35 protein-coding genes and 1 pseudogene are annotated in these 23891 nt (G+C 32.3%); 34 read left to right on the top strand and 2 right to left on the bottom strand.

Annotated features, from left to right (window positions below; translation table 11 throughout):
• The first annotated feature begins 688 nt into the window (after positions 1-688).
• The 7 genes and pseudogenes from Q4P18_RS04650 (at position 689) to Q4P18_RS04615 (ending at position 5996) form a co-directional block, all read left to right on the top strand.
• Positions 689-790 (top strand): zinc ribbon domain-containing protein, encoded by a 102-nt coding sequence (locus tag Q4P18_RS04650; protein WP_303336188.1) that lies wholly within the window; start codon positions 689-691, stop codon positions 788-790.
• 425 nt (positions 791-1215) lie between these two features.
• The gene (locus tag Q4P18_RS04645) at positions 1216-1356 is read left to right on the top strand and encodes a hypothetical protein (RefSeq protein ID WP_303336186.1); all 141 of its coding nucleotides are present in this window, start codon (positions 1216-1218) and stop codon (positions 1354-1356) included.
• Position 1357: 1 nt separating this feature from the next.
• Positions 1358-1609 carry a CatA-like O-acetyltransferase gene (locus tag Q4P18_RS04640; protein ID WP_303336184.1) on the top strand — a complete coding sequence of 84 codons (252 nt, stop codon included), beginning with the start codon at positions 1358-1360 and terminating at the stop codon, positions 1607-1609.
• 71 nt (positions 1610-1680) lie between these two features.
• Positions 1681-2964, top strand: a pseudogene (locus Q4P18_RS04630) (ATP-binding protein).
• Between the two features lie 513 nt (positions 2965-3477).
• Positions 3478-3888, top strand: coding sequence for a hypothetical protein (locus Q4P18_RS04625; RefSeq protein WP_303336178.1), 411 nt, complete (start codon positions 3478-3480; stop codon positions 3886-3888).
• Between the two features lie 371 nt (positions 3889-4259).
• Positions 4260-4844: a hypothetical protein gene (locus Q4P18_RS04620; protein WP_303336176.1), complete on the top strand. Its 585-nt coding sequence runs from the start codon at positions 4260-4262 to the stop codon at positions 4842-4844.
• A complete protein-coding gene (locus Q4P18_RS04615; protein WP_303336174.1) occupies positions 4845-5996 on the top strand; it encodes a TIGR03576 family pyridoxal phosphate-dependent enzyme in 1152 nt (383 codons plus the stop codon). It begins immediately after the preceding gene.
• 44 nt (positions 5997-6040) lie between these two features.
• On the opposite strand, the gene Q4P18_RS04610 is transcribed toward Q4P18_RS04615, so the two are convergent.
• Together Q4P18_RS04610 and Q4P18_RS04605 are read right to left on the bottom strand one after the other, a co-directional pair.
• Positions 6041-6961, bottom strand: a complete 921-nt coding sequence (locus tag Q4P18_RS04610; RefSeq protein WP_303336172.1) for a biotin--[acetyl-CoA-carboxylase] ligase — start codon at positions 6959-6961, stop codon at positions 6041-6043.
• Positions 6962-6973: 12 nt separating this feature from the next.
• Complete coding sequence (locus tag Q4P18_RS04605; RefSeq protein WP_303336170.1) at positions 6974-8467, bottom strand: acetyl-CoA carboxylase biotin carboxylase subunit; 1494 nt, start codon at positions 8465-8467, stop codon at positions 6974-6976.
• 80 nt (positions 8468-8547) lie between these two features.
• On the opposite strand from Q4P18_RS04605, the gene Q4P18_RS04600 reads away from it, so the two are divergent.
• The 27 genes from Q4P18_RS04600 to secY all read left to right on the top strand — a co-directional run bounded on the left by Q4P18_RS04600 (position 8548) and on the right by secY (position 23857).
• Positions 8548-9186, top strand: a complete 639-nt coding sequence (locus Q4P18_RS04600) for an METTL5 family protein (RefSeq protein ID WP_303336168.1) — start codon at positions 8548-8550, stop codon at positions 9184-9186.
• Positions 9187-9380: 194 nt separating this feature from the next.
• A complete protein-coding gene (locus tag Q4P18_RS04595) occupies positions 9381-10208 on the top strand; it encodes a putative RNA uridine N3 methyltransferase (protein WP_303336166.1) in 828 nt (275 codons plus the stop codon).
• Between the two features lie 338 nt (positions 10209-10546).
• Positions 10547-11557: a 50S ribosomal protein L3 gene (rpl3p, locus tag Q4P18_RS04590; protein WP_303336164.1), complete on the top strand. Its 1011-nt coding sequence runs from the start codon at positions 10547-10549 to the stop codon at positions 11555-11557.
• Positions 11558-11559: 2 nt separating this feature from the next.
• Positions 11560-12324, top strand: coding sequence for a 50S ribosomal protein L4 (rpl4p, locus tag Q4P18_RS04585; RefSeq protein WP_303336162.1), 765 nt, complete (start codon positions 11560-11562; stop codon positions 12322-12324).
• 21 nt (positions 12325-12345) lie between these two features.
• Positions 12346-12606 (top strand): 50S ribosomal protein L23, encoded by a 261-nt coding sequence (locus Q4P18_RS04580; RefSeq protein ID WP_303336160.1) that lies wholly within the window; start codon positions 12346-12348, stop codon positions 12604-12606.
• Positions 12607-12618: 12 nt separating this feature from the next.
• A complete protein-coding gene (locus Q4P18_RS04575; RefSeq protein WP_303336157.1) occupies positions 12619-13344 on the top strand; it encodes a 50S ribosomal protein L2 in 726 nt (241 codons plus the stop codon).
• A 15-nt stretch (positions 13345-13359) separates the two neighbouring features.
• Positions 13360-13770 (top strand): 30S ribosomal protein S19, encoded by a 411-nt coding sequence (gene rpsS / locus Q4P18_RS04570; RefSeq protein WP_303336155.1) that lies wholly within the window; start codon positions 13360-13362, stop codon positions 13768-13770.
• Positions 13771-13782: 12 nt separating this feature from the next.
• Entirely contained in the window at positions 13783-14247 is a 465-nt protein-coding gene (locus tag Q4P18_RS04565) for a 50S ribosomal protein L22 (protein WP_303336153.1), read from the top strand.
• A complete protein-coding gene (locus Q4P18_RS04560) occupies positions 14247-15017 on the top strand; it encodes a 30S ribosomal protein S3 (protein WP_303336151.1) in 771 nt (256 codons plus the stop codon). Before Q4P18_RS04565 ends, Q4P18_RS04560 begins: the two co-directional genes overlap by 1 nt.
• 18 nt (positions 15018-15035) lie before the next feature.
• Positions 15036-15242 (top strand): 50S ribosomal protein L29, encoded by a 207-nt coding sequence (gene rpmC, locus Q4P18_RS04555; protein ID WP_303336149.1) that lies wholly within the window; start codon positions 15036-15038, stop codon positions 15240-15242.
• Positions 15243-15584 carry a stress response translation initiation inhibitor YciH gene (gene yciH, locus Q4P18_RS04550; protein WP_303336145.1) on the top strand — a complete coding sequence of 114 codons (342 nt, stop codon included), beginning with the start codon at positions 15243-15245 and terminating at the stop codon, positions 15582-15584.
• Positions 15585-15648: 64 nt separating this feature from the next.
• Complete coding sequence (locus Q4P18_RS04545; RefSeq protein WP_303336143.1) at positions 15649-15939, top strand: ribonuclease P protein subunit; 291 nt, start codon at positions 15649-15651, stop codon at positions 15937-15939.
• 11 nt (positions 15940-15950) lie between these two features.
• The gene (locus Q4P18_RS04540) at positions 15951-16268 is read left to right on the top strand and encodes a 30S ribosomal protein S17 (RefSeq protein WP_303336141.1); all 318 of its coding nucleotides are present in this window, start codon (positions 15951-15953) and stop codon (positions 16266-16268) included.
• A gap of 4 nt (positions 16269-16272) precedes the next feature.
• Entirely contained in the window at positions 16273-16671 is a 399-nt protein-coding gene (locus Q4P18_RS04535; protein ID WP_303336139.1) for a 50S ribosomal protein L14, read from the top strand.
• Between the two features lie 9 nt (positions 16672-16680).
• Positions 16681-17034, top strand: coding sequence for a 50S ribosomal protein L24 (gene rplX, locus Q4P18_RS04530; protein ID WP_303336137.1), 354 nt, complete (start codon positions 16681-16683; stop codon positions 17032-17034).
• Between the two features lies 1 nt (position 17035).
• Entirely contained in the window at positions 17036-17764 is a 729-nt protein-coding gene (locus Q4P18_RS04525) for a 30S ribosomal protein S4e (RefSeq protein WP_303336135.1), read from the top strand.
• Entirely contained in the window at positions 17761-18273 is a 513-nt protein-coding gene (locus Q4P18_RS04520; protein ID WP_303336133.1) for a 50S ribosomal protein L5, read from the top strand. The genes Q4P18_RS04525 and Q4P18_RS04520 overlap by 4 nt, the downstream gene beginning before the upstream one ends.
• A gap of 16 nt (positions 18274-18289) precedes the next feature.
• On the top strand, positions 18290-18433 hold the full coding sequence (locus Q4P18_RS04515) for a 30S ribosomal protein S14 (protein ID WP_299522416.1): 144 nt from the start codon (positions 18290-18292) through the stop codon (positions 18431-18433).
• A gap of 11 nt (positions 18434-18444) precedes the next feature.
• Positions 18445-18837: a 30S ribosomal protein S8 gene (locus Q4P18_RS04510; RefSeq protein ID WP_303336127.1), complete on the top strand. Its 393-nt coding sequence runs from the start codon at positions 18445-18447 to the stop codon at positions 18835-18837.
• A gap of 10 nt (positions 18838-18847) precedes the next feature.
• A complete protein-coding gene (locus Q4P18_RS04505; protein WP_303336125.1) occupies positions 18848-19384 on the top strand; it encodes a 50S ribosomal protein L6 in 537 nt (178 codons plus the stop codon).
• Positions 19385-19393: 9 nt separating this feature from the next.
• Positions 19394-19723 carry a 50S ribosomal protein L32e gene (locus Q4P18_RS04500; protein WP_303336123.1) on the top strand — a complete coding sequence of 110 codons (330 nt, stop codon included), beginning with the start codon at positions 19394-19396 and terminating at the stop codon, positions 19721-19723.
• 137 nt (positions 19724-19860) lie between these two features.
• Positions 19861-20307: a 50S ribosomal protein L19e gene (locus tag Q4P18_RS04495; protein ID WP_303336121.1), complete on the top strand. Its 447-nt coding sequence runs from the start codon at positions 19861-19863 to the stop codon at positions 20305-20307.
• 11 nt (positions 20308-20318) lie between these two features.
• Positions 20319-20900, top strand: coding sequence for a 50S ribosomal protein L18 (locus tag Q4P18_RS04490; protein WP_303336119.1), 582 nt, complete (start codon positions 20319-20321; stop codon positions 20898-20900).
• A 2-nt stretch (positions 20901-20902) separates the two neighbouring features.
• A complete protein-coding gene (rpsE, locus tag Q4P18_RS04485; RefSeq protein ID WP_303336118.1) occupies positions 20903-21544 on the top strand; it encodes a 30S ribosomal protein S5 in 642 nt (213 codons plus the stop codon).
• A gap of 11 nt (positions 21545-21555) precedes the next feature.
• Positions 21556-22014: a 50S ribosomal protein L30 gene (locus tag Q4P18_RS04480; RefSeq protein ID WP_303336116.1), complete on the top strand. Its 459-nt coding sequence runs from the start codon at positions 21556-21558 to the stop codon at positions 22012-22014.
• A 14-nt stretch (positions 22015-22028) separates the two neighbouring features.
• Complete coding sequence (locus Q4P18_RS04475) at positions 22029-22466, top strand: uL15m family ribosomal protein (RefSeq protein WP_303336113.1); 438 nt, start codon at positions 22029-22031, stop codon at positions 22464-22466.
• Between the two features lie 29 nt (positions 22467-22495).
• Complete coding sequence (gene secY / locus Q4P18_RS04470) at positions 22496-23857, top strand: preprotein translocase subunit SecY (RefSeq protein WP_303336111.1); 1362 nt, start codon at positions 22496-22498, stop codon at positions 23855-23857.
• Positions 23858-23891: the final 34 nt, after the last annotated feature.

Below are 23891 nucleotides of genomic sequence, written 5' to 3'. Positions count from 1 at the left end.
AAACACAATTTTTGATTGGGATATCTGGGGAAACAATATGATACATTTGATAATGTGTTTGGGATGTTTGATGATGATGAAGACTGGAATGTTGATGAGTTGATCTACAATGAGTAAACTGTTTATCGATACATTATTTTTATGCCTATCTTTAAAAGAAAAGATTCATCCAGACAGATTATTGAAAAAAACAAAAACATTTTCTTTGAAAATGAATGTTATATTAGCAACGGTGTTTTAAATGAAATTATAACTGTCGTTGTGGTAAAACAAAGGGTATCGAGTTAACCAAGGCATATTGCTATCTGGATGATAACTTCAATATTGTAAATGAAGTGGAAATATTTAAAAAGTACAACAATAAAAGTTATAAAGCCAGTTTTATTGATTGCTCCAGCATAGTTATTCATAATAAATTTGATTTGGACTACGTTGTTTCACTGGATAAATTGTTAATAAATATATACTCTTCTTATTGATGGGTCTGTTAAAATTCATTTTCCAGTAGGTTTTCCATCATTGATAAGTAATCAATGTTCGATTTTTTGCGAAAAATTCAATAATTAAAATCAATGAATAAACATCTAATGTTTACTTATTAATAACATATAAGACATATTAGTGAAATTACTTTTAGATAACTTTATTAATAATTATATACATATTAAGTATATAATTAGGTGAAAATATGTGTTATGATGATTCAGAAGAAGATTTTATTTGTCCGATTTGTGGGGAATTTATTGAATCTGGTGAAGTAATTTGTCCTTTTTGTGGGACTCCTTTATAATTTTTTGTTTATAAAATCCAATATTTTATTGATAATATAGTTGTAGGGAAAGTAAGTCATTACGGTTTATATGAATTTCAAGTATCTTAACAATAAATAACTTTATTCTTTTAAGAAGTTATATTGATGATTATTTGGTTTTATAAGTTAAATAATATGTTTTTTTATTTCTATTAGGGAAACCTAAATATTTGCAAGAAGATAATCATTAATTTCATATTTATTTTTATAACATAATCAACTCTTCTAAATCATAACTTCTTTAATATTTTTTATTTCTTCTCTAGGGGCTTGGTCAAAATTATAAAATCTATTCAAAAGTAATACTTTTTAAGGAAAAATCTCAAAATAAAGCATTATAAGTAATTCAATTACCATTTTGTAATAATATGAATATTGAAAAAAATTAATATGACCAACCATCTATGGATGAAGAAAAACAAATATTTTGTGAAATGAATGTAACATCACCAACAGGATTTGAAAATATTAAGCAATGGGGTGATGAATATAAACAATTAGAAAACGATATTTTATCACTTGAAAAATCCTGGATTTTCTGTTGAAATGGAAAAAATAGATTTAGAAAATATTATTAATTGTTTATTCATTCCTTGGGTGGATTTCAATGCTATTACAAATTGTGTTGTTGATGGTAATGCCATACAACCTTTACTAACATGGGGAAAAATGAATAAAGATAATGAAATTTCTGTATCAATAACTGTAAGTCATATTTTTGTTAATGGTCATGAATTTGGATATTTCTTTGAATATTTACAAAATACATTAAATAATCAAGAAAGTATAATCTATTAAAATATTCTACTAGATAGTTCAATTTATCACAATTTTTATCTAAAAAGGATGTTTATGTAGGGTGAAAAATAATGTATTATGATCGTGTTCTTGATGAAATGTTGGATAAATATTTAAGAATAATGGGTGCTGTTCTTATAATGGGTCCTAAATGGTGTGGTAAAACTACAACAGGAAAGAGGCATGCTAATAGCGTATTAAATTTATAAAATGTTGATGAAAGAGAATCGTATTTGGAGTGGGCTTATTATAAGCCATCAAAACTTTTAAGTGGTGAAAAACCTCGTTTAATTGATGAATGGCAAATAGCTCCAGTTTTATGGGATGCTGTTAGAGTAAGTGTTTATGAGTTAAATGAAACAGGTTTATATATTTTAACTGGTTCAACATCTGTTGATGAAAGTAAAATAATACATACTGGAACGGGCAGGATAGTTAGACTATTGATGAGACCTATGAGTTTATATGAAAGTAAAGAATCTAATGGAAAAATATCAATAATTGACTTATTTAATAATTCTAATTTGGATATTGATGGTATAGAATCTGATTTATCTATGGAAGATTTAATATTTGCTGCTTGTAGAGGTGGATGGCCAGCAAGTTTAAAATTTGAGAATAAAACCGATCAGTTAGAATTACCATATATCTATTTAAACAGTATTTGTAATGATGATATATCTACAGTTGATGGAGTTAAAAGAGATCCTTTAAGGGTTAGAAGTATATTATCATCTTATGCTAGAAATATTTCAACAGAAGCAAGTAATTCAACAATATTAAAGGACATCAAAACTAATTATGGAGACATGTCTCAAAATACTTTTTATTCATATGTAAATGCATTAGAAAGATTATTTGTTATTGATAATGTTAGGGCATGGACTCCAAACATTAGATCTAAAACAGCGATAAAATCTTCTTTTAAAAAAGAATTTATTGATCCATCAATAGCAGTTGCAGCATTAAATTTAAATCCTCAATCATTAGAATTTGACTTAAGAACATTTGGATCTATTTTTGAAACATTATGTATTAGGGATTTAAATGTTTATTTGGCTCCTTATGGAGGAAGAGTGTCTTATTTTAGAGACCGGTATGGTCTAGAGGTAGATTGTGTGGTTCATTTAAGAGATGGGAGATATGGATTAATAGAATTTAAATTAGGTCGAATGGAAATTGAAGATGGATCTAAAAATCTCATCAAATTAGATAATCTTATTAAAAAGAATATTAAAGAAAAGAATCTAAATTTAAAAGCCCCTAGTTTTTTAGCAATTGTTACTGGTGGTAAATTGGCATACACTCGAAAAGATGGCATTAAAGTGATTCCTATAGGTACTTTAAAACTATGATTAAATAGAGTGAAAAGATTATATTTTTTGGGAGTGTAAGATTTATTCTTAAAACATGCAATTCGGATTCAATTGTTGACAATGATTCTCTTTGTGATAAATATTTAAATGAATTTGCAAATTCAAATATGGAATTGGTTTTGGACATATATAAACATTTAAAAAAGTACAACATAAACATAAGTTATATATATAACAAAAAAGATAAAACGTGGTAAAATTGAGAATTATGGGGCTTAGTTTAGCTAGTGAATCTGGTTGGGATAATATTAGTTACCGTTTAATTTGTTAAAAAAATTAAAAACATGGGAACTATGGAAGAAAAACTAGATCATTTTAAATTCCTATATTTAAAAGATAAAAGAAAATATTCCCATTGGAAACATTGGTGTATTGAGAGGTAGACTTCCGGATATTTTTTGGTACTCTTGATAATCCAATTTCTATTGATGAAGCTAAACTTTAAATCATAATCTTTATGAAATCAGTTAAAAGATTTTAGGAGAAGTAATAATGATAATATATGAATCTAAAAGACCAATAAGAGAAAAAGTAAAAATAAATGTTGATAGATCATATTGTCTTTTATGTACAACTAGAGCAAAAGTTGCTTTAGAAAAGACAAAAGTCACTCTTCTTTCAATTTTAGATATAGCAATAGAAAGTGGTTTTGATAAAGATAGGATAATAAAAATGTTGAGTGAATTTGATTATTTATTTATAAAATTAAGTGAAAAATTAGTTTTAGCAGATGATGAAGAATATGAAAAACTTGAAAAAGGATTAATACAGTTTACAATGGATGTTGCTAAATCTATTGAATTAGTAGATGATAAAGAATTAATTTATTTCTATAAAAGTTTAAATGAATTCAAAAAACTTTTTTATGAAAAAATAGAACCCAATCATGTGATAATTTTATGAAAGAAAGTAATAATGGTATTAGGGAAGAAATAAAAAATATTAAAGGAAGTTATGATTTAGAAGAGTTGTTCATGTTATAAAAATAAACATGATTAAATGATTATCTTCCTGCAAATATTTAGGTCTCTACAACAAAAATAAAAAAACTTCTATCCAAGTTTTCACTGTTAATAAATTTGTCAGAGATTTTAAAAAAATAATATTTCAAGTTGTCATTATTATATAAATTGGAATATAATTATTATTTATTAAATTTTCCATATTCTAAAATATTATTAATGGATTTTAACAAACAGTATATTTATATATATTAATTAAAAATACTTTATATAAAAATTCATTATTATTATATCATTTTGGATGTGGAGATTATGGCTGACATTAATGAAGTAGCAGAAAAAAAATTAAAATCTAAAACTACTAAAATCAAGAAAGTGAATAAAAACGAAGAAGAAAGGGAAAAATTCTTCAATCAATTGGGAATGTCCTTATCATTCATGCTTGATGAAGTGCCTGATGACAGAATTATGGGTTTGATTTTTAGAACAAGCCCTGAAGGCAAGATTCTTGATGTGGAATATGATGTGGATGAGGATATTGAAGAATTCATTCCTGTTTCTGATGAGGATTTAGTTAAATATTATGAAGAGTTTAAGGATTACAAATTGGAATTGATTGATTATAAGAATGAGGAGGAAGTGGCTGAAACCGACAGTCAGGTTGCATCCTCTTTAGAGGTTTTCATGCCTAACCGAGGTAAAAAGAACCTTAAGATTCATGACAGTGTTATCTTTTGGACTACTTTGGAAGGTAAAATCGCTGTTTTAGAGTATTCCTATATGGAAGAGGATAATGATGGAAATGTTGAAGCAGCAGATCCTATTGAAGTACCTGTTAAAAACATTAAACATTTCTATGAAGCATTTAAAGATTTCAAATTAGAACTAGATGATTAGATGATAGTTAACAATTCCCTCGATGAAGTTAAGAAAAGAGAAAACTCTTTGAAAGTTATAAAGAATATCGTAATTGATAAAGGCAGAGAAAAACTTTTTGATTTAACTGGTTTGTCTGGAGGATTTATAGCTTCAGATGAAGAATTAAGTCTTCTTGAAACCTATATTGGGCCTGCGGTATTTGAAGAGCTATTGCAGGTTGAAGGTATAAATCATATGGGCGGGGAAAAGATTTTGCCTCTTAACAGAACATCATCAGGTATATTGGCAACTATTTTAGCATTAGTTGAAAAAGACAGCACTGTTGTTCACTATCTTGCTAAACTGCCAGCTCATCCTTCAATACCTAGAAGCTGTGAAATTGTAGGTGCGAACTATGAGGAATATGATGATTTCAATGAGTTCAACATTCCTGAAAACACATCACTGATTGTAATAACAGGTTCCACAATGGATCATCAAGTTATTGATGAGGATGAGTTTAAAGAAATAATCAGTTCAGCACATGAAAGGGATATTCCGGTTCTTGTTGATGATGCTTCGGGGGCACGTTTAAGAACTGTAATTTTCAATCAGGAAAAAGCATGTGATTTGGGGGCAGACATTGTAATTACAAGTACTGACAAGCTTATGCCGGGACCTAGAGGAGGTTTGATGGCAGGTAAGGAGAAATATCTGGATCAAATCAAAATAAAGGCAAATCAATTTGGTCTTGAAGCACAGCCTCCATCTATTCTAGCAATGGTTAACGGTCTTAAAAATTTCACAGAAGATAATCTCCTTAAAAGTTTTGATAGAAAAGAAGACCTTTTAAATTTGCTCAACGAGAATTTTGAAATGTTTGAATTGACTCCTACCGGTGTTATGGTAACTCCTGAAAAGTTAGCCAGTGAATTAAATGCTGAAAACGATTTATCTCCAGATGATATTGCATTTATCTTTGCAATGATTTTGCTGAAAGATGAGGGCATTATTACAATTCCTGCAGTTTCAATGCCTGGCGCATCTGCAACAATAAGATTTGATCTGTCCACTTCAGATGCCTTCAGATTGGAATTGGACGAGTTAAATCAGAAAATCATTGATTCTTTCAACAAGCTATCAGAAGTAGTTTCAGATAAAGAAAAATGTCATGAAATTGTTTTTGAATAATTGCTTCAATTTTCAAAATTAAAAATAAAAAAAAGAGGGAATGATTATTGTTTTTTGATAATGCATTCTCCAGATATTACTTTTTCTAAAGTTCCGTCAGTTTTTTCCACAATCAATATTCCTTCGCTGTCAACACCGACAACATAGGCATCGTAGGATTTGCTGAATGGAGGTCTCACTTCTACGGTTTTTCCGATACTGTATGATTTTTTTCTCCATTCCTTAAGAATCTCTTCATATTTGCTTTCGTTAATGAGTTCGTATATTTTCTCAAACTCTTCAAGGAATATTGCAATAACCTCATTTTCATCAATTATCTTGCCGGTAATAGACTTGAGGGAAATGGTTCCTTCCTGGATTTCAGGAGGCAATTCATCTACATTCAGGTTCACGTCAATTCCAACACCTACGATTACTCTTTCGATTGTGTTGAATTTGGCTATTGCTTCTGTTAGGATTCCGCATACCTTCTTGTCGTTTATCAAAACATCATTAGGCCATTTTATCTCTGCATTTTTGATTCCAAGTCTTTCGAACGCTTTTTCCACTGCAACTCCAGTAGCCAAGGTTATGATCGGAATCTTGTTTTGGGTAATGTGAGGAGTTAATATTATTGATAGCCATACGCCCCCTAAGGGTGATTCCCAAGGTTTTCCAGTTCTTCCTTTAGCATTAGTCTGTTTTTCTGAAACAATGACCAAACCATCTGAATCATCTTCCTCTGCAAAGAACTTTGCAACAGTATTGGTTGACATTACTTCCTTGAAAATGTAAATGTTTTTCCCAATGAATTCAGTATTGAGATTTTTTAGGATTTCTTCTTTTTTGATGTATTTTGTCTGATTGTCTCCAACCTCTTTTACGGTATCTATGAAGTCGTGAAGTTCATAGTTGGCCAATTCTGAAAGAGTGTTTTTAGATAATTTTCCTTCTTTTCTTAAAAGTTCTATAATTTCAGTTCTCATTTTGAAAACCCCTTATTTTTTAGCCAGTTGCTGATTTTTTGCAGTGTTTAAGTAGGAACCTACAGCGGCAGAAATCGCAGCTATTTTTTTAGCAGGCATAAATGTGGATTTAAGTTTGTTTACCTTTTCCATTTCTTCTTCAATAACTTTTTCCATTTCCTCATCGATTCCTTTTTTATAGGTATCAATGAAATGAGTATTTAAATCACCATTTATGAAATTAGGGTTTCTAAGAATTGCCTTATGGAATGGGATTGTAGTTTTAACACCTAAAATAATGTATTCACTTAATGCTCTTTTCATTCTAGCAATTGAATCTGGTCTTGTTCTTCCCCAGGTAATTAGTTTGGAAATCATTGAGTCGTAGAATGTTGGGATTGTATAGTTCATATAGACTCCACTGTCCAGACGTACTCCAGGACCTCCAGGTGACCTGTAACCTGTAATCTTACCTGGATTTGGAGCGAAGTCGTTAAACGGATCTTCAGCATTGATACGACATTCGATTGCATGTCCTGAAACCTTTATGTCCTTTTGCTGGAAGCTTAATTCGTTTCCGTTAGCTATTCTAATCTGTTCCTTGATCAGGTCGATGTTTGTAACAATCTCTGTGATTGGATGTTCTACTTGGATACGTGTATTCATTTCAAGGAAATAGTAGTTTCCAGAGTCATATAGGAATTCAATAGTTCCTGCACTGTTGTATCCGATATATTCGGCAGCTTTAACTGCGCTTTCACCCATGTCTGCCCTTAGCTCAGGGGTCATGATTGGGGAAGGAGCCTCTTCTAACAGTTTCTGATGTCTTCTTTGTATAGAACATTCTCTGTCTGCAGCATGTATTACATTTCCATGTTCGTCAGCTAATATTTGGAATTCAATATGGCGAGGTTTTTCAAGGTATTTTTCAATAAATACTGTTGAGTCTCCAAAGTTAGTGGAAGCTACAGACTGAGTGGATTCAATAGCGCGCACAAGTTCATCTTCTTCATAAACCGCACGCATTCCAATACCTCCACCACCTGCAGACGCCTTTACGATTACAGGATAACCGATTTGCCTAGCTATTTCTTTAGCTTCTTCAATATCGGTTACGCCTTCAGGTGTACCTTCAATAACAGGAACTCCCGCTTTTTTCATAAGGTTTTTAGAGGTAATCTTGTCTCCCATTTCCTGAATAATCTTTCCACTTGGTCCAATTAACTTAATTCCGTTTTTCTCACATGCTTCACCAAATTTAGGATTTTCAGCTAAAAAACCGTAACCTGGGTGTATTGCTTCTGCTCCTGATTCCAGGGCTATATCAATGATTTTATCTATATTTAAATAAGATTTTGCCGGTGAAGGATTACCTAGAGGATAACTCTCATCAGCATAATTTGTATATAGAGAAGTTGCATCAGCATCAGAATAAATCGCTACACTTTCAATATCCAGTTCGCGACAGGCACGCATAATTCTAATAGCTATTTCTCCTCTATTTGCTATCAATATTTTATTAAACAATTTAAAACCTCAATAAAAAATTTTTTAATATATTATTATATTAAATTATATTAATTATTATAATTTATGAATTTGATTTTATGAAACCTATAAAAAATAAGAAACAACTTGAAATTAAATTACAGCAGATTCCCAACCATCCTAACCCTAAAGTTGAGTTGGAGCAGTATTCCACACCTGCCTACATTGCGGCAGACATTTTATGGAATGCCTATAGTTTGGGGGATATTCTAGATAAGAACGTTCTTGACTTGGGATGTGGGTGCGGTGTTTTTACAATAGGTTCATTGATGCTTGGTGCGGGTTCGGCAATAGGCATTGATATTGATGGGGAATCCGTTGATGTTGCAGAATCCTTCTCTGAAAAATTCAAGTTGGATAACTGCAGGTTCATAGCCGGCGACGTTTTTCAGCTTGTTGATGATTTTAATGTTGACACTATTTTTCAGAACCCTCCTTTCGGATCTCAAAAGAGGGCAACAAGGGGAATTGATTTGGATTTTATAGAGAAAGCAATATCTTTTGGTCCCGATGTTATCTATTCTTTTCACATGGCATCTACTGAAGAATTCCTGATTGATTATTTTTCAAGAAACAATCTTAAAATTACCCATATATTCAGATATGAATTTAAAATTCCCAAAATTTATGAATTTCACTCAAAAGAGTCAAAAGGTGTTAATGTTATTGTGATTAGGGCCGAAAATACTTGTAAATAGCTATTTTTCAATTAAGTTTATATACTACTATGGACATAGTTTATATTAATATATTCTATGAGTTTATTATTGTAGTTATGAAACTACGGGTATTATAATTGATATAATATTTTCAAATGTATGAGTCTTATTAGTGATAGCTATATAAACTTAGCACAATCTTTATATATGTTTTTAAACAAATCTATTGTTTAATGTATAAAGATGAGCTATCTGTATTTATTCCGAATTCGTTTCTTTCAGAATCTAAAGATCTTAAAATTCGTACTTATAAAGTAGGAATTCTTGGAAGAGCTTTAGCTGTTTACAGAGTAAACAATGTTGTAATCTACAATGATGCGCAATTGAAAGATGATGAGGGACAAGAAGATGGAGAATTTATTGCTGAAATTTTGAGATATATGAATACTCCTCAATATTTGAGAAAAAGAGCATTCCCAATTAGACCAGAATTGAAGCATGTTGGTATTCTTCCACCACTTAGAACTCCTCACCACCCTGTAGATAAAAATCCACAGGTTGGAGATTACAGGCAAGGTTTCACTGTAAAAAGAAATAATAAAGGAACTTTTGTGGATATTGGTATGGATAAACTTGCGTTCTGCAAAGAGCAACTTAGTGTTAAGAAGATATTTAGCTTTAAGATTACTAAAATTGCTAAAAAAGAAGTAATTGTCACACCTGATGAACCAGATGACGTTTACTGGGGATATAATGTAATGTCCTCTAATAAAAGTCTTAAAAATAGCTTAAAATTAATCAGTCCAGATCTTGTTGTTGAGACTACAAGATATGGCGATTCAATCAATTCTATTTTTAATGAATTAAAATTTAAAGTAGAAGAATGTAAAAATATTGCTATTTTATTTGGTGGACCTTATTCTTCAATCCAGGAGGATGTTTCTAGTGGAAACTGGGATTTATTTAAAGTAAATACCATTCCAGAGCAAGGAACTGAAACTGTTAGGAGTGAAGAAGCAGTTATCGCTACACTTTCTTTAATTAACTTTATGAGATTTTAATTCAAAATCTAATTTATTTTTAATAGATTAGATATTTCGCTCAACTTTTTATACATTTGAAGTTTTTAAGACTTTCTTATAGATTATATTATTGCAGATGATTTATACATTAAAATACGCTCTCTGAGTGTTTTAAATTAAATTTAAATCTAGAATATATTAAATTTAATATTTATCTAGCTATATGGCTGTGTTAACAGTTTTAGCTATTTATATATGGCTTTAATAATTTTATTAAAGTTTATTTGGCTATTAATTAGCCTTTCATTTAAAAAATTAATTAAAACTAATTAATTTAAAAAATAAAAGGAATTTAAATAAAACGGAGGTATAATCAAATGGTAAGACATCACCAGCCAAGAAAAGGGTCTGTTGCTTTTAGTCCAAGGAAAAGAGTAGCAAAAGAAACCCCAAGAATTAAAGCTTGGCCAAAAAATGATGAACCAAAATTATTAGGCCTCGCGGGTTATAAAGTCGGTATGACTCACGCTTTAGTCACTGAAACCGATAAAAACTCTCCAAAAAACGGTATGGATGTATTTACTCCTGTAACCGTATTGGAAGTACCGCCGGTCGTAGTAATGGGAATTAGAGCATACGAAAAAACTTCTCGTGGAATGAAAGTAATCACCGAAGTTCTTGCAGACAATTTGGATGAAGAACTCTCAAGGAAAATTTCACTTCCTAAAGAGTACAATAAATCTGAAGCTATTGCAAAAATACAAGGTGCTTTAGAAAACACAGAAGATATTAAAGTATTAGTACACACCAATCCTAAAGTTACAAGTGTACCTAAGAAAAAACCAGACATATTCGAATGTGGTATTGGAGGAGCAACTCCTGAGGAGAAATTAAACACTGCATTAGAATTATTAGGTAACGAAGTAAGTGCAAGTGACATATTCAAAGAAGGTCAATTTGTTGATGCAATCGCAACTACAAAAGGAAAAGGATTCCAAGGTGTAGTTAAAAGATGGGGAATTAGAATTCAATATGGTAAAGCTGCTAGAAGTAGTAAAGCAAGACACGTAGGTTCTATCGGACCTTGGACTCCATCAAGAACTATGTGGACCGTAGCACAAGCAGGTCAAATGGGATACCATAAAAGAACTGAATTCAATAAGAGAATTTTAAAAATTGCATCAAAAGATGAAGTTGATCAAATCAACCCAGATGGCGGATTTGTAAAATACGGTCTTGTTAAAAATGATTATGTTTTAGTAAAAGGCTCACTTCCAGGTCCTTCTAAAAGATTAGTCATTCTTAGAGAACCTATTAGGCCTAATGGAAAGTCTGAGGATTTACCTCAAATAAACTACATAAGTACAAAATCTAAACAAGGGGTATAATCATGAAGGTAAACGTTTATTCATTGGAAGGGGAAGTTAACGGAGACATCGAACTTCCAGCTATTTTTAACGAAGAATACAGGCCAGATTTAATAAAAAGAGCTGTAATTTCTTCACAAACTGCAAGAATCCAACCTTGGGGAAATGACCCTATGGCAGGTAAAAGAACCAGTGCTAAAGGTTGGGGTTCAGGTAGAGGAACTGCTAGAGTACCAAGAATAAAAAACGGTGCAAGAGCAGCATTCGTCCCAATGGCAATTGGTGGTAGACAAGCACATCCTGTAAGATCTGAAAAAAATCATCACGAAAAAATCAATATTAAAGAAAGAAGATTCGCTATCAGATCTGCTGTAGCAGCAACTACTGACAAAGACTTAATTGAAGGAAGAGGCCATGTAACTGGCGATATTGAACAATTCCCTATAGTAGTTGACGATGATATTTGTTCTTTAAAAACAACTAAACAAACTCGTGAAGTATTCAAAGCTTTAGGTGTTTATGACGATATCGAACGTGCTAAAAAAAGTAAAAAAATTAGAGCTGGTAGAGGAAAAACCAGAGGACGTAAATACAAACAATCCAAAGGACCTCTTTTAGTTGTTGGTGAAGATAAAGGTATTAGTTTAGGTGCAAGAAACCATGCTGGATTAGACGTAGTATGTGTTGAAAACTTAAATGCTGAATTGTTAGCACCTGGTACTCATGCTGGTAGACTCACAATATTTACTAAATCAGCAGTTGAAAAATTAGGAGGTTTATTCCAATAAATTGGAAAATAGGTGATTATCATGGATGCATATTCAATTATTATTAAACCTCATGTTACTGAAAAAACCATGAATTTAATTGATCAAAATAATGAAATTACTTTTGTTGTAAAACGTAGCGCTAACAAAAGAACAATTAAATTAGCATTTGAACAATTATACGAAGAAAAAGTAGAAAGAGTTAACACTCACATTACTCCTTATGGTGAAAAAGTAGCATATATCAAGCTTGTTGAACCAGAAATGGCAGAAGAAATTGCTGTTAAAATAGGTGTATTCTAAGGAGGAATTTGAATGGGAAAACGATTAATAATCCAAAGAAGAGGAAGAGGAACTCCTACTCACCGTGTTGCTTCTCATCGTTTTAAAGATAAAATTAGATACAGATCTTACGATGCATTAGAAAAAGAAGGAAGTATTAAAGGTATTGTAACTGATATCGTACACGATCCAGCTAGAACTGCTCCTATTGCAGAAGTTAAATTTGAAAATGGTGAGAAAAAATTCATATTAGCACCAGAAAGTATTCAAATTGATGATGAAATCGAATGCGGTATTTCTGCACCAATTAAATTCGGTAACACATTACCACTTGCTGAAATTCCTGAAGGTACTCCTATTTACAATATTGAAAATACTCCAGGAGACGGTGGTCGTTTTGTAAGATCATCTGGAACTTATGCTTCTTTAATTACTCACGATGCAAATCAATCTGTTGTTGAATTACCATCTGGTGAATTAAAATACTTAAATCCTAAATGTCGTGCAAGTATCGGTGTTGTAGCTGGTGGAGGAAGAAAAGAAAAACCGTTCCTCAAAGCAGGTACAAGATGGCATGCTTACAAAGCTAAAGGTAAGAAGTTCATGACAGTTAGAGGAGTAGCAATGAACGCAGTAGATCACCCTCACGGGGGAGGTAACAGACAACATCCTGGTCGTCCAACTACTATTTCAAGAAATGCACCACCAGGAAGAAAAGTTGGTTCTATTGCAGCTAGAAGAACAGGATTAAAAAGATAGATAGAGGGTGTTTCATTGGCAAGAAAAATATTTAAATATAAAGGTCATACTCTTGAAGAATTACAAGACATGTCTTTAGAGGAAGTAATGGAATTATTCCCAGCAAGACAAAGAAGATCTTTAAAAAGAGGTTTTTTACCAAGACAACAAATTGTTTTGGATAAGATGAGAAAGTTAAACAAAGAAGGAACAAAAGATGGTAGACCTGTAGTAATCAGAACTCACTGCAGAGACATGGTTATTATTCCAGAAATGGTAGGCACCACTTTCGGAATTTATGATGGACATGAATTTGTTGAAGTAACCATTGCACCAGAAATGATTGGTCATTACTTTGGTGAATACGCACCAACCAGAAAAATGGTTCAACACGGGGACCCTGGTATGGGAGCTACAAGATCATCTATGTTTGTACCACTTAAATAAGGAGATTAGAACATGGCTAATAAATATGCTTATAACAAAGAAGGTAATGAAGCAAAAACCGCACGTGCTATGGCTAAATCTCTTAAGATTTCCCCTAAACACTGTGTAGAGATTTGTAGAGCAATTAGAGGAATGGATGTGGAAAAAGCAAAAGCTTACTTAGAAAATGTTATTGACATGAAACAATCAGTTCCATTCAAAAGACACAATAAAAAAGTAGGTCACAGAAAAGGACAACAAGGTTGGCCATCAGGAAGATACCCTGTTAAAGCATCTGCTGCTATTTTAAAAGTTTTAGAAAACGCTGAAGCAAATGCTGAATACAAAGGTATGGATACTGAAAAACTTTTCATTGAACACATTTCAAGTCACAGAGGAGTTGTAATTCGTGGAGCTATTCCAAGAGCATTTGGTAGAGTAACTCCATTTAACACACCAACAACCCACATTCAAATAGTATTAAAGGAGGCTAACTAATGATAGAAAAAGATTTTGTCACTGAAGGCCTTAGAAGAACAAGAATTGACGAATATTTTGAAAAAGAACTCGAAAGAGCTGGATACGGTGGTATGGACGTACAAGTTACACCATTAGGAACTATGGTTGTAGTTTATGCAGAAAGACCAGGTATGGTAATTGGTAGAGGCGGAAAAAACGTAAGAAGCATTACCAATACTCTTAAAAACGAATTTGGATTAGACAATCCTCAAATTGAGGTTAAAGAAGTTGAAACTCCTGAACTTAATCCTAAAATCATGGCTTATAAAATAGCTAACATGTTACAAAGAGGTATGCACTTCAGAAGAGTAGCTTATTCAACTATTCGTAGAATTATGGGTGCTGGAGCTCAAGGTGTAGAAGTTACTATTTCCGGTAAAATCAGAGGTTCAAGATCTGCTGTAGCTAAATTTGTAGAAGGTTACATCAAAAAATGTGGTGAACCATCAATCAGATTTGTAGAAGAAGGATTTGCTACAGTTCAATTAAAACCTGGTGTTTTAGGTATTTATGTAAGAATCATGCCTCCTGAAACTGTATTACCAGATACCGTTGAAATTCTTCCTCCAACTGAAAAAATCGTTGAAGATGGTGAAGTTGTTGCTGAAGGTGAAATGGTAATAGATGAATCAATTACTCCTGAAGATGAAGAAATCATCGAAGACGAAGAAATCGTAGAAGAAATCGAAGACCTCGATGAATTAGAAGAAGTTATTGAAGAAGATGCTGTAGAAGCAGACGATGATTAGTCATAGTGAGTTGTTACAATGGCGATTTTAAGAAGTAAAGAAATTTGGGACATGGAAGTTGATGAGATTCAAGAAAAATTAATTGAACTCAAAGCAGAATTATCCAAAAATGTTTCTAAAAGTGCAGCTGCAGGTGTTAATGAAAACCCTGGAAAAATTAGAGAATTGAAAAGAACCATTGCTCGTGTTCTTACAATTTTGAATGAAAAACAGAAGGAGAATTAAATGTCAAAAATCTGTGATGTATGTGGGCTTCCGGAAGAACTTTGTGTTTGCGAAGAAATTGCACGTGAAGTTCAAACTGTTAAAGTATTTACAGTTAGAAGAAGATTCGGAAAACTCATGACTATTATTGAAGGTATCGATGAACACGATATTGATATCAGAGAATTAACTAAAACCCTTAAAGCAAAATGTGCTTGTGGTGGAACTGCTAAAAACAGTCAAATTGAACTCCAAGGAGATCATAAAGTAAGAGTTAAAGAAGTTTTATCTGATATGGGATTCTCATCCGATACTATTGAAATTCGTGAATCTAAAAAGAACAATAGAAAAAGAAGAAAATAAATTTCATTTATTCGATAATAGGAGTTCAAATATATTCAGCTGACTAGTTTCATAGAGAGATATTATGATAACTTCAAAAAATTTAGTTCATCATGAATTTATTGGACTAAATGTAAGGGTTATTAGTTCAACTAATAAATCTCTTGATTTAAATGGAATTATTATTGATGAGACAAAGAATACGATTAAGATTGAAGTTAAGAATGATAAAGGGATATATGAGGAAAAATTAATTCCTAAAATCAATTCAATCTTTCAATTCAAATTACCAAACAATGAAATTATAGAAATTGAGGGTAATATTTTGTCAATTCGTCCTGAAGATAGAATAAAAAAAAGATTTAAAAAAATATAAATGGTGATAATATGGTTGGGCTTAATGTTCAAGTACCAGAAACTACATGCGATGATCCTAACTGTCCTTTCCACGGATCCTTACCTGTAAGAGGTCAAATCCTTGAGGGTGTTGTTGTAAGTAACAAAGCTGAAAGGACAATTAGTGTAGAACGTAGTTACTATAAATTCATTAAAAAATATGAAAGATACGAAAAAAGAAAATCTAAAATTAATGTTCACAAACCAGATTGTTTAGATGTAAATATTGGAGATTCTGTAAAAGTTGCAGAATGTAGACCTTTAAGTAAAACTAAACACTTTGTTTTAGTAGAAGTAAAAGGAGAGTAATTTTATGAAAGCATTAACATCAAGTGTATCTAAAGCATTACCAATCGGAGCTACTCTTCAATGTGTGGATAATACTGGTGCACGTGAAATTGAAATTATTTCAGTAAAAGGATATAAGGGTGTTCGCAGAAGACTCGATGTTGCTGGTGTTGGGGATTTAGTTGTAGCATCTGTTAAAAAAGGTACTGCTGATATGAGAAGAGAAATCGTTAACGCAGTAGTTGTAAGACAAAAAAAGGAATTTAGACGTGCTGACGGACTTCGTGTTAAGTTTGAAGATAATGCAGCTGTTATTATTACTCCTGAAGGTGTATTGAAAGGATCAGAAATCAGAGGTCCTGTAGCTAAAGAAGCAGCTGACAGATGGCCTAGTGTAGGTAGTGCAGCAAGTATTTTAGTATAAGGTGAAATAATGTCAAAACAACCAAGAAAACAAAGAAAAGCTCTTTACAAAGCACCTGCACACAAACGTGGTAAACACTTAAGTGCTACTTTAAGTAAAGATCTCAGAGAAAAAATCGGTACAAGAGCTTTACCTTTAAGAGTTGGAGATAAAGTAAAAGTTCTTCGTGGAGACTTCAAAGATCACGAAGGTAAAATTTTAGGTGTAGATTATAACAACTACAAAGTAACTATTGAGGAAGTAACTTTATCCAAACCTGATGGAAGCGCAATACTTCTTCCAGTAGATCCATCCAACTTAATGATTATTAAAGCTGATATGGACGATGATAGAAGAGCAAAAAACGTAAAAGGAGATAAATAACATGGCTAATATGGGTTCAAGAAAACATCTCAAAAGATATAAAGCACCAAAAACCTGGCCTATTCATCCTAAAGAAGATACCTGGACTGTAAAACCTTCAGCAGGTTCACATGCTATTGATGATGCATTACCATTAACTTTAGTTATTAGAGACATTCTCGGATTAGCTGACAATTCCAGAGAAGCAAAAAGAATCATCAACTCAGGTAATGTTCTTGTAGATGGTAGAGTAGTTAAAGATTATAAATTCCCAGTTGGATTTATGGATATTATTGAAATTCCAAAAACTGAAGAATCTTATAGAATACTTTTAGATACTAAAGGTAGATTACAATTAAAACCAATAGACGATAATGATTCTAAATTATGTAAAATCGTCAACAAAACCACTATCAAAGGCGGAAAAATCCAATTAAACCTTCACGATGGTAAAAACATAATTGTTGATGAAACCGACTTAAATGTTGGAGATATTGTTGTTATCTCTGTTCCTGAACAAGATATCAAAGAATCACTTAAATTAGAAGTTGGAGCTACTGTACTTGTTACTGGTGGTAAACACACCGGTGAATTAGGTAAAGTAACTGAAATCATCATTAACGAATCTTCTAATCCAAATACTATCGTTATTGAAAACAATGCAAAAGACAATTTCTTAACTTTAAAAGATTATGCTTTTGTTATTGGAACTGATGCACCAATAATTGACTTATTGGAGGTTAATCAATGAATCCTATGAACGAAGTTCAAATTGAAAAAGTTACCGTTAACATTGGTGTAGGTGAAGCAGGTGAAAAATTATCCCGTGCTATTACACTTTTAGAAGAAATGTTTGATCAAACTCCTGTTAAAACTTATTCAAAAGTAACCAACCCTGAATGGGGTATCAGAAAACGTCAACCTATTGCATGTAAAGTTACTTTACGTGGAGACAAAGCTGATAAAGCAGTGGATATGGTTTTAGAAGGAATTATGAGAAACCTTAGACCTACCCAATTCGATGACCAAGGAAATCTTTCATTCGGTATTAGAGAACATATCGATATTCCAGGTATGAAATATAATCCTGATATCGGTATTTTTGGTATGAACCTTTCAATAACCTTTGAAAAACCAGGTTATAGAATAGCTAAAAGAAAAATCCAACAAAAGAAAATACCACAAAAACATAGAATTTCAAAAGAAGAAACCATGAAATTCATGGAAGATAATTTTAATGTAAATTACGTAACTGAATAGATTAATAGGTGATAGTTTGCCAAGAAAATATGGAAAAGCTGCAAAAAAATGTACTAGATGTGGAGATCATTCTGCTATGATTAGTAGATATGGGCTCAATTTATGCAGACAATGTTTTAGGGAAATTGCTCCTAAAATAGGTTTTAAAAAATATAATTAAAGGTAGTTAATATGAGTCTTATGGATCCTCTTGCTGATGCTTTAACTAACATTAGAAATAACGAATTACAAGTAAACGATTCTTGTGTTATTTCTCCAGCTTCAAAATTAATTGGAGAAGTTTTAAGCGTTATGCAAAAAGAAAATTATATTGGTAATTTTGAATATGTAGATGACAACAGAGCAGGTAAATTCAATGTTGAATTGGATGGTAACATAAACAAATGTGGTGTTATCAAACCTCGTCACGCTGTTAAGAAAGATGAATTTGAGAAATTTGAAAAAAGATATTTGCCAGCAAAGAACTTTGGTATTTTAATCCTTACCACTCCTCAAGGTATTATGACTCACAATGAGGCAAAAGAAAGAGGTATTGGTGGACGTTTGTTGGCTTACATGTACTAGGTGATTATATATGGTAGTAGCTGCAGCTATAAGGGAAGAAATTGAAATCCCTGAAGGCGTTGAAGTTATAATTAATAAAAATGAGGTTTCTGTTAAAGGGCCTAATGGAGAAGACTCCAGAGTATTTACTTACCCTAACGTAAGTATCAAAGAAGAAGATGATGTTATTGTTTTAGAAACTTCATTCCCAAAAAAGAAAGATAAAGCAATGATCGGAACCACAAAAGCACACATTTCAAACATGATTATTGGTGTGACTGACGGTTTCAAATACACAATGAAAATTGTATTTGCTCACTTTCCAATGACTGTAAAAGTTAATAAAGACATCGTTGTAATTGACAATTTCCTCGGGGAAAGACACCCAAGAAACGCAAAAATCGTAGGAGATTCAAAAGTTTCTGTTAAAGGTGATGAGGTCACAATTACAGGTATTAACAAAGAACATGTTGGTCAAACCATGGCTAACCTAGAACAAGCAACTAAAATTAAAGGAAGAGATCCTAGAGTATTCCAAGACGGAATATATTTAATTAGCAAAGAATAGGTGATTTTAATGGCTAATAAAAGATTTAAAAGACAAGAATATGCTCGTTATAAAAAACTTGGAATCAAATGGAGAAGACCTAGAGGAAAAACCAGTAAAATGAGAAGATACGAAGCAGGAAAACCAGCAATGCCTGCAATTGGTTACAGGACTCCTAAATCAACTAGGTATTTACACCCTTCCGGATATAAAGATGTTCTTGTTAATAACATGAAGGAATTAGAAGCAATCGATCCAGCAACCGAAGCTGCAAGAATTAATGCTTCTATTGGTAAAAGGAAAAAAGAGTTAATGCTTGAAAAAGCAGCTGAACTCGGAATTAAAGTTTTAAATAAATAATTTGAATAATTCATATTTATTAAAGTTGAGTCAATGAGGGTACTATTGATTCTACTGATATAAATTTATTAAAAATTAAGGGACTTTAGATAAAATCTAAATAATCAGCTTTGAGCTGAAGACGGAGGATTATATATATGAATCTTACAACTCAAAAAAGATTAGCTGCAAGTATTCTTAAAGTAGGTCTTAACCGTGTATGGATTGACCCTGAAAGAATAGATGAAGTTTCTAGAGCAATTACTAGAGAAGGGGTAAAACAGCTAATCGATAATGGTGCTATTAAAGCAAAACCTAAAAAAGGAATTAGTAGCTATCGTTCTAAAAAGATAGCTGAACAAAAAGCAAAAGGAAAAAGAAAAGGGCATGGTAGTAGAAAAGGAGCTAAAAAAGCACGTACTCCTAAAAAACAAGCATGGATGACTACAATCAGAGCTTTAAGAAAAGATCTTAAAGAAATGCGTGCTAATGAAGAAATTGATGCTACTACATACCGTAAATTATATAAAATGGCTAAAGGTGGAGCTTTCAGAAGTAAATCTTACATGAAAAACTACGCTCGTGACCATGATTTAATTAAATAGGGGGAATGAAAGTGGCTAACGGATCAAATTACAAAATACCATTCAGAAGGAGAAGAGAAGGAAAAACTGATTATGCAGCTAGAATGAAATTAGTCGACTACGATAAATCTCGTTTAGTTGTAAGACTTTCCAACGCTAATGCAACTGTTCAAATTATTGACTACGCTCCTGAAGGAGATATTACTTTAGCATCTGCTGTAAGTAAAGAATTACCTAAATATGGTTACTTAGGTGGAGCAAACAACATTTCTGGTGTTTATTTAACAGCTTACCTTGCAGCAAAAAGAGCATTAGCTAAAGACATTGACACTGCAATCTTAGACATTGGTTTAAAATCCCCTATTAAAGGATCAAAAGTATTCGCAGCTCTCAAAGGTGCTGTTGATGCAGGCTTAGAAGTTCCTCACGGTGATTTCATTTTCCCTGAAGACGAACGTATTAGAGGAGAACATGTAGCTGCATATGCAGAATCTTTAGATGAAGATGAATTAAACAAAAAATTCTCTAAATATCTTGAAAGAGGTCTTAATCCTGTAGATTTACCTGAGAATTTTGAAGAAGCTAAAAAGAACATTGATGAGGCAGAGGTATAACTATGAGCTTTAATATGGATGAATGGGAACCTAAAACTAAATTAGGTAAATTAGTTAAAGATGGAACTATCACTGATATCGATGAAATCTTTGAAAAAGGTCTTCCAATTATGGAATTAGAAATAGTTGATGCCTTAGTTCCTGATTTAGAAGAAGAAGTTATGGATGTTAACTTAGTTCAAAGAATGCACAAATCTGGTAGAAAAGTTAACTTTAGAGTAATCGTTGCAGTAGGTAATAAGGATGGATATGTTGGATTAGGCCAAGGTAAAGCTAAAGAGGTAGGTCCAGCAATCAGAAAAGCTGTTGACAATGCTAAATACAACCTTATCAAAGTAAGAAGAGGTTGTGGAGACTGGGGTTGTGTATGTGGAAGAGAACACACCGTGCCTTTCAAAGTAAATGGTAAAACCAGTAGTGTAAATGTAACTTTAATTCCTGCACCAGCAGGTGTTGGTTTAGTAGTTGGAGATGTAGGTAAAACTATTTTAAGACTTGCAGGTATCCAAGATGTATGGTCTCAAACCTTTGGTCAAACTCAAACTACTGTAAACTTTGCTAATGCTGTTTTCGAAGCATTAAAAGAATTAAGTGCAATTAAAGCTAGTGAAAGTGATCTCAAGAAAATGGGAGTTAACTACTAATTGGTGATATAATGTTTTTAGTTATTAGAGTTAGAGGAACAACTGGCGTTATTCAAAAAATCGCTGATACTTTAGACATGTTAAGACTTAATAGAATTAACCATGCAGTTTTAGTTGAAGAAAATCCTAGTTACAAAGGTATGCTTCAAAAAGGTAAGGATTACATTACCTGGGGTGAAATTACTCCTGAATTTTTAGCAAAAATGATTGCTAAAAGAGGTAAAATTGTTGGTGGAAAAGCAGTTACTGATGAATATGTAGCTGAAAACTCTGACTACGCTAACATTGAAGAATTAGCTAATGCTGTTATCAATTCCGAAGTAAAATTAGCTGATTTAGATATCAAACCTGTATTCCGTTTACACCCTCCTAGAAAAGGATATGAAGACATCCGTCTTTCAATTAATGAAGGAGGATCTTTAGGTTACAGAGGAGAAGAAATTGAAGACCTTGCAGCTAAAATGCTTTAAATTAGGTGATTTTAATGATTAGAACAAAACGTAAAATTAACAAACAAAGAGGTTCTAGATCCAACGGTGGAGGTTGTACCAAAAAACGTAGAGGTGCAGGTAACAAAGGTGGAAAAGGTAATGCTGGAGCTTCAAAACAACATTGGACTTGGACTGTAATTCACGATCCTAACCATTACGGTAAACACGGATTCAAAAGACCAAGTAAAATGATTAAAAAAGTAAATCCTGTTAACTTAGTTTATTTAGAAGAAAAAGCTGACGAATTAATCAAATCTGGAAAAGCTTCTGTTGATGGAGATGCAATTGTTATTGACGTAACCGATTTAGGTTTTGATAAAGTTTTAGGAAAAGGAAACATTACTAAAGTATTCAAAATTTCAGCACCTAAATTCTCAGCATCTGCTGTAGAAAAAATCGAAGAGTTAGGTGGAGAAGCTATAGAATTATAGCTTTTCCTTATTTTTTTGAGGAAAATAAAATGTCATCATTGGAAAAGTTGGAGCCTTTATTTAGGTTTATTCCTGAAGTTAAGTCTCCAGTTCATAGAGAAGATTTTAGAGAAAAACTAAAATGGACAGCTTTGATTTTGGTTTTGTATTATATTTTAACACAAATTCCATTATTTGGGTTAAGTCCGAATGCTGTTGACCAGTTTGCACAATTAAGAGCTGTAATGGCTGGAAGTTTTGGTTCTATCCTTACTTTAGGAATTGGTCCAATTGTAACTGCTTCTATTGTTTTACAATTATTAGTAGGTTCAAAGCTTTTAAATTTAGATTTGTCTTCTCATAAGGATAAATCTCTTTTCCAAGCTACACAAAAAGTTTTATCTATTGTATTTACAATATTTGAGGCTGGTGTTTTAGTATTAACTGGTAGTTTAATTCCAATTGATAATTCTTATATTGGTGTACTTTTCCTTCAACTTGTTATTGGAGCAATTTTAGTAATTTATCTTGATGAAGTTGTTTCAAAATGGGGATTCGGTAGTGGTATTGGTTTATTCATTGCTGCAGGTGTATGTGAAGCTATTATGGTAGGTTCATTCAATTTCTTACCAGCATCTGATGGTGCATTGCCAGGTATCATTCCTTCATTTATCCAATCCTTCTGGACTGGTGTTGATGTATCTATCTTGATTCCATTAATCGCAACCATTTGTGTATTCCTTGTTGTTGTTTATGGTGAATCTATGAGAGTTGAAATACCAATTTCTCATGGTCAAGTTAGAGGACATGGAAGAGTTAGGGGATCTGTGGGTAAATACCCATTAAAATTTGTTTATGCAAGTAACATGCCTGTTATTCTTACCAGTGCATTGCTTGTAAACGTTTCACTTCTTGCAAGTGTTTTCCAAAAAATTGGTGTTCCAATTTTAGGAGAAATTCAAAACGGTCAAGCTGTAAGTGGTATTGCATTGTTCCTTTCAACTCCATCTGATATTAGTTTACTTGTAACTAATCCGTTAAGGGTTCTAGTGTATGCAATTTTCTTCTTGTTATGCTGTATGTTATTCTCATATTTATGGGTGGAAATCAGTGGATTGAATGCGAAGAAAATTTCAAAACAATTATATGATTCCGGTATACAAATTCCAGGATTCAGAAGTAGTAAACGCCAATTATATAAAATATTAAAAAAATATATTCCTGCACTCACTCTTGTAAGTGGTATTTATGTAGGTATAATTGCATTTGCTGCTGACCTTACTGGTGCTTTAGGTGGAGGTACTGGTGTTTTACTTACAGTAGGTATTATTCATAAACTTTATGAAGAAATGGCTGAAGAACAACTTATGTCAGCTAATCCATTACTTAGAAAATTCTTAGGTGGAGATTAAATCCCACCTTTCTTTAAAATTTAGAGGGTATATT

This window comes from Methanobrevibacter sp. (genome assembly GCF_030539665.1).
Taxonomy (GTDB): domain Archaea; phylum Methanobacteriota; class Methanobacteria; order Methanobacteriales; family Methanobacteriaceae; genus Methanocatella.
The sequence above is the reverse complement of the archived record's forward strand: the minus strand, read 5'-3'. Positions and strand labels throughout refer to the sequence as shown.

Coding starts and splice junctions, on each gene's coding strand:
- Q4P18_RS04615 (WP_303336174.1), top strand. CDS start 4,845: ATGATAGTTAACAATTCCCTCGATGAAGTTAAGAAAAGAGAAAACTCT.
- rpl4p (WP_303336162.1), top strand. CDS start 11,560: ATGAAGGTAAACGTTTATTCATTGGAAGGGGAAGTTAACGGAGACATC.
- rplX (WP_303336137.1), top strand. CDS start 16,681: ATGTCAAAACAACCAAGAAAACAAAGAAAAGCTCTTTACAAAGCACCT.
- Q4P18_RS04510 (WP_303336127.1), top strand. CDS start 18,445: ATGAGTCTTATGGATCCTCTTGCTGATGCTTTAACTAACATTAGAAAT.
- Q4P18_RS04500 (WP_303336123.1), top strand. CDS start 19,394: ATGGCTAATAAAAGATTTAAAAGACAAGAATATGCTCGTTATAAAAAA.
- Q4P18_RS04610 (WP_303336172.1), bottom strand. CDS start 6,961: ATGAGAACTGAAATTATAGAACTTTTAAGAAAAGAAGGAAAATTATCT.
- Q4P18_RS04565 (WP_303336153.1), top strand. CDS start 13,783: ATGGCTAATAAATATGCTTATAACAAAGAAGGTAATGAAGCAAAAACC.
- Q4P18_RS04650 (WP_303336188.1), top strand. CDS start 689: ATGTGTTATGATGATTCAGAAGAAGATTTTATTTGTCCGATTTGTGGG.
- Q4P18_RS04540 (WP_303336141.1), top strand. CDS start 15,951: ATGGTTGGGCTTAATGTTCAAGTACCAGAAACTACATGCGATGATCCT.
- secY (WP_303336111.1), top strand. CDS start 22,496: ATGTCATCATTGGAAAAGTTGGAGCCTTTATTTAGGTTTATTCCTGAA.
- Q4P18_RS04575 (WP_303336157.1), top strand. CDS start 12,619: ATGGGAAAACGATTAATAATCCAAAGAAGAGGAAGAGGAACTCCTACT.
- Q4P18_RS04535 (WP_303336139.1), top strand. CDS start 16,273: ATGAAAGCATTAACATCAAGTGTATCTAAAGCATTACCAATCGGAGCT.
- Q4P18_RS04600 (WP_303336168.1), top strand. CDS start 8,548: ATGAAACCTATAAAAAATAAGAAACAACTTGAAATTAAATTACAGCAG.
- Q4P18_RS04505 (WP_303336125.1), top strand. CDS start 18,848: ATGGTAGTAGCTGCAGCTATAAGGGAAGAAATTGAAATCCCTGAAGGC.
- Q4P18_RS04620 (WP_303336176.1), top strand. CDS start 4,260: ATGGCTGACATTAATGAAGTAGCAGAAAAAAAATTAAAATCTAAAACT.
- Q4P18_RS04545 (WP_303336143.1), top strand. CDS start 15,649: ATGATAACTTCAAAAAATTTAGTTCATCATGAATTTATTGGACTAAAT.
- Q4P18_RS04480 (WP_303336116.1), top strand. CDS start 21,556: ATGTTTTTAGTTATTAGAGTTAGAGGAACAACTGGCGTTATTCAAAAA.
- Q4P18_RS04580 (WP_303336160.1), top strand. CDS start 12,346: ATGGATGCATATTCAATTATTATTAAACCTCATGTTACTGAAAAAACC.
- rpl3p (WP_303336164.1), top strand. CDS start 10,547: ATGGTAAGACATCACCAGCCAAGAAAAGGGTCTGTTGCTTTTAGTCCA.
- Q4P18_RS04625 (WP_303336178.1), top strand. CDS start 3,478: ATGATAATATATGAATCTAAAAGACCAATAAGAGAAAAAGTAAAAATA.
- Q4P18_RS04495 (WP_303336121.1), top strand. CDS start 19,861: ATGAATCTTACAACTCAAAAAAGATTAGCTGCAAGTATTCTTAAAGTA.
- Q4P18_RS04640 (WP_303336184.1), top strand. CDS start 1,358: ATGGAAAAAATAGATTTAGAAAATATTATTAATTGTTTATTCATTCCT.
- Q4P18_RS04560 (WP_303336151.1), top strand. CDS start 14,247: ATGATAGAAAAAGATTTTGTCACTGAAGGCCTTAGAAGAACAAGAATT.
- Q4P18_RS04525 (WP_303336135.1), top strand. CDS start 17,036: ATGGCTAATATGGGTTCAAGAAAACATCTCAAAAGATATAAAGCACCA.
- Q4P18_RS04595 (WP_303336166.1), top strand. CDS start 9,381: ATGTATAAAGATGAGCTATCTGTATTTATTCCGAATTCGTTTCTTTCA.
- Q4P18_RS04475 (WP_303336113.1), top strand. CDS start 22,029: ATGATTAGAACAAAACGTAAAATTAACAAACAAAGAGGTTCTAGATCC.
- rpsE (WP_303336118.1), top strand. CDS start 20,903: ATGAGCTTTAATATGGATGAATGGGAACCTAAAACTAAATTAGGTAAA.
- Q4P18_RS04645 (WP_303336186.1), top strand. CDS start 1,216: ATGGATGAAGAAAAACAAATATTTTGTGAAATGAATGTAACATCACCA.
- yciH (WP_303336145.1), top strand. CDS start 15,243: ATGTCAAAAATCTGTGATGTATGTGGGCTTCCGGAAGAACTTTGTGTT.
- Q4P18_RS04520 (WP_303336133.1), top strand. CDS start 17,761: ATGAATCCTATGAACGAAGTTCAAATTGAAAAAGTTACCGTTAACATT.
- rpmC (WP_303336149.1), top strand. CDS start 15,036: ATGGCGATTTTAAGAAGTAAAGAAATTTGGGACATGGAAGTTGATGAG.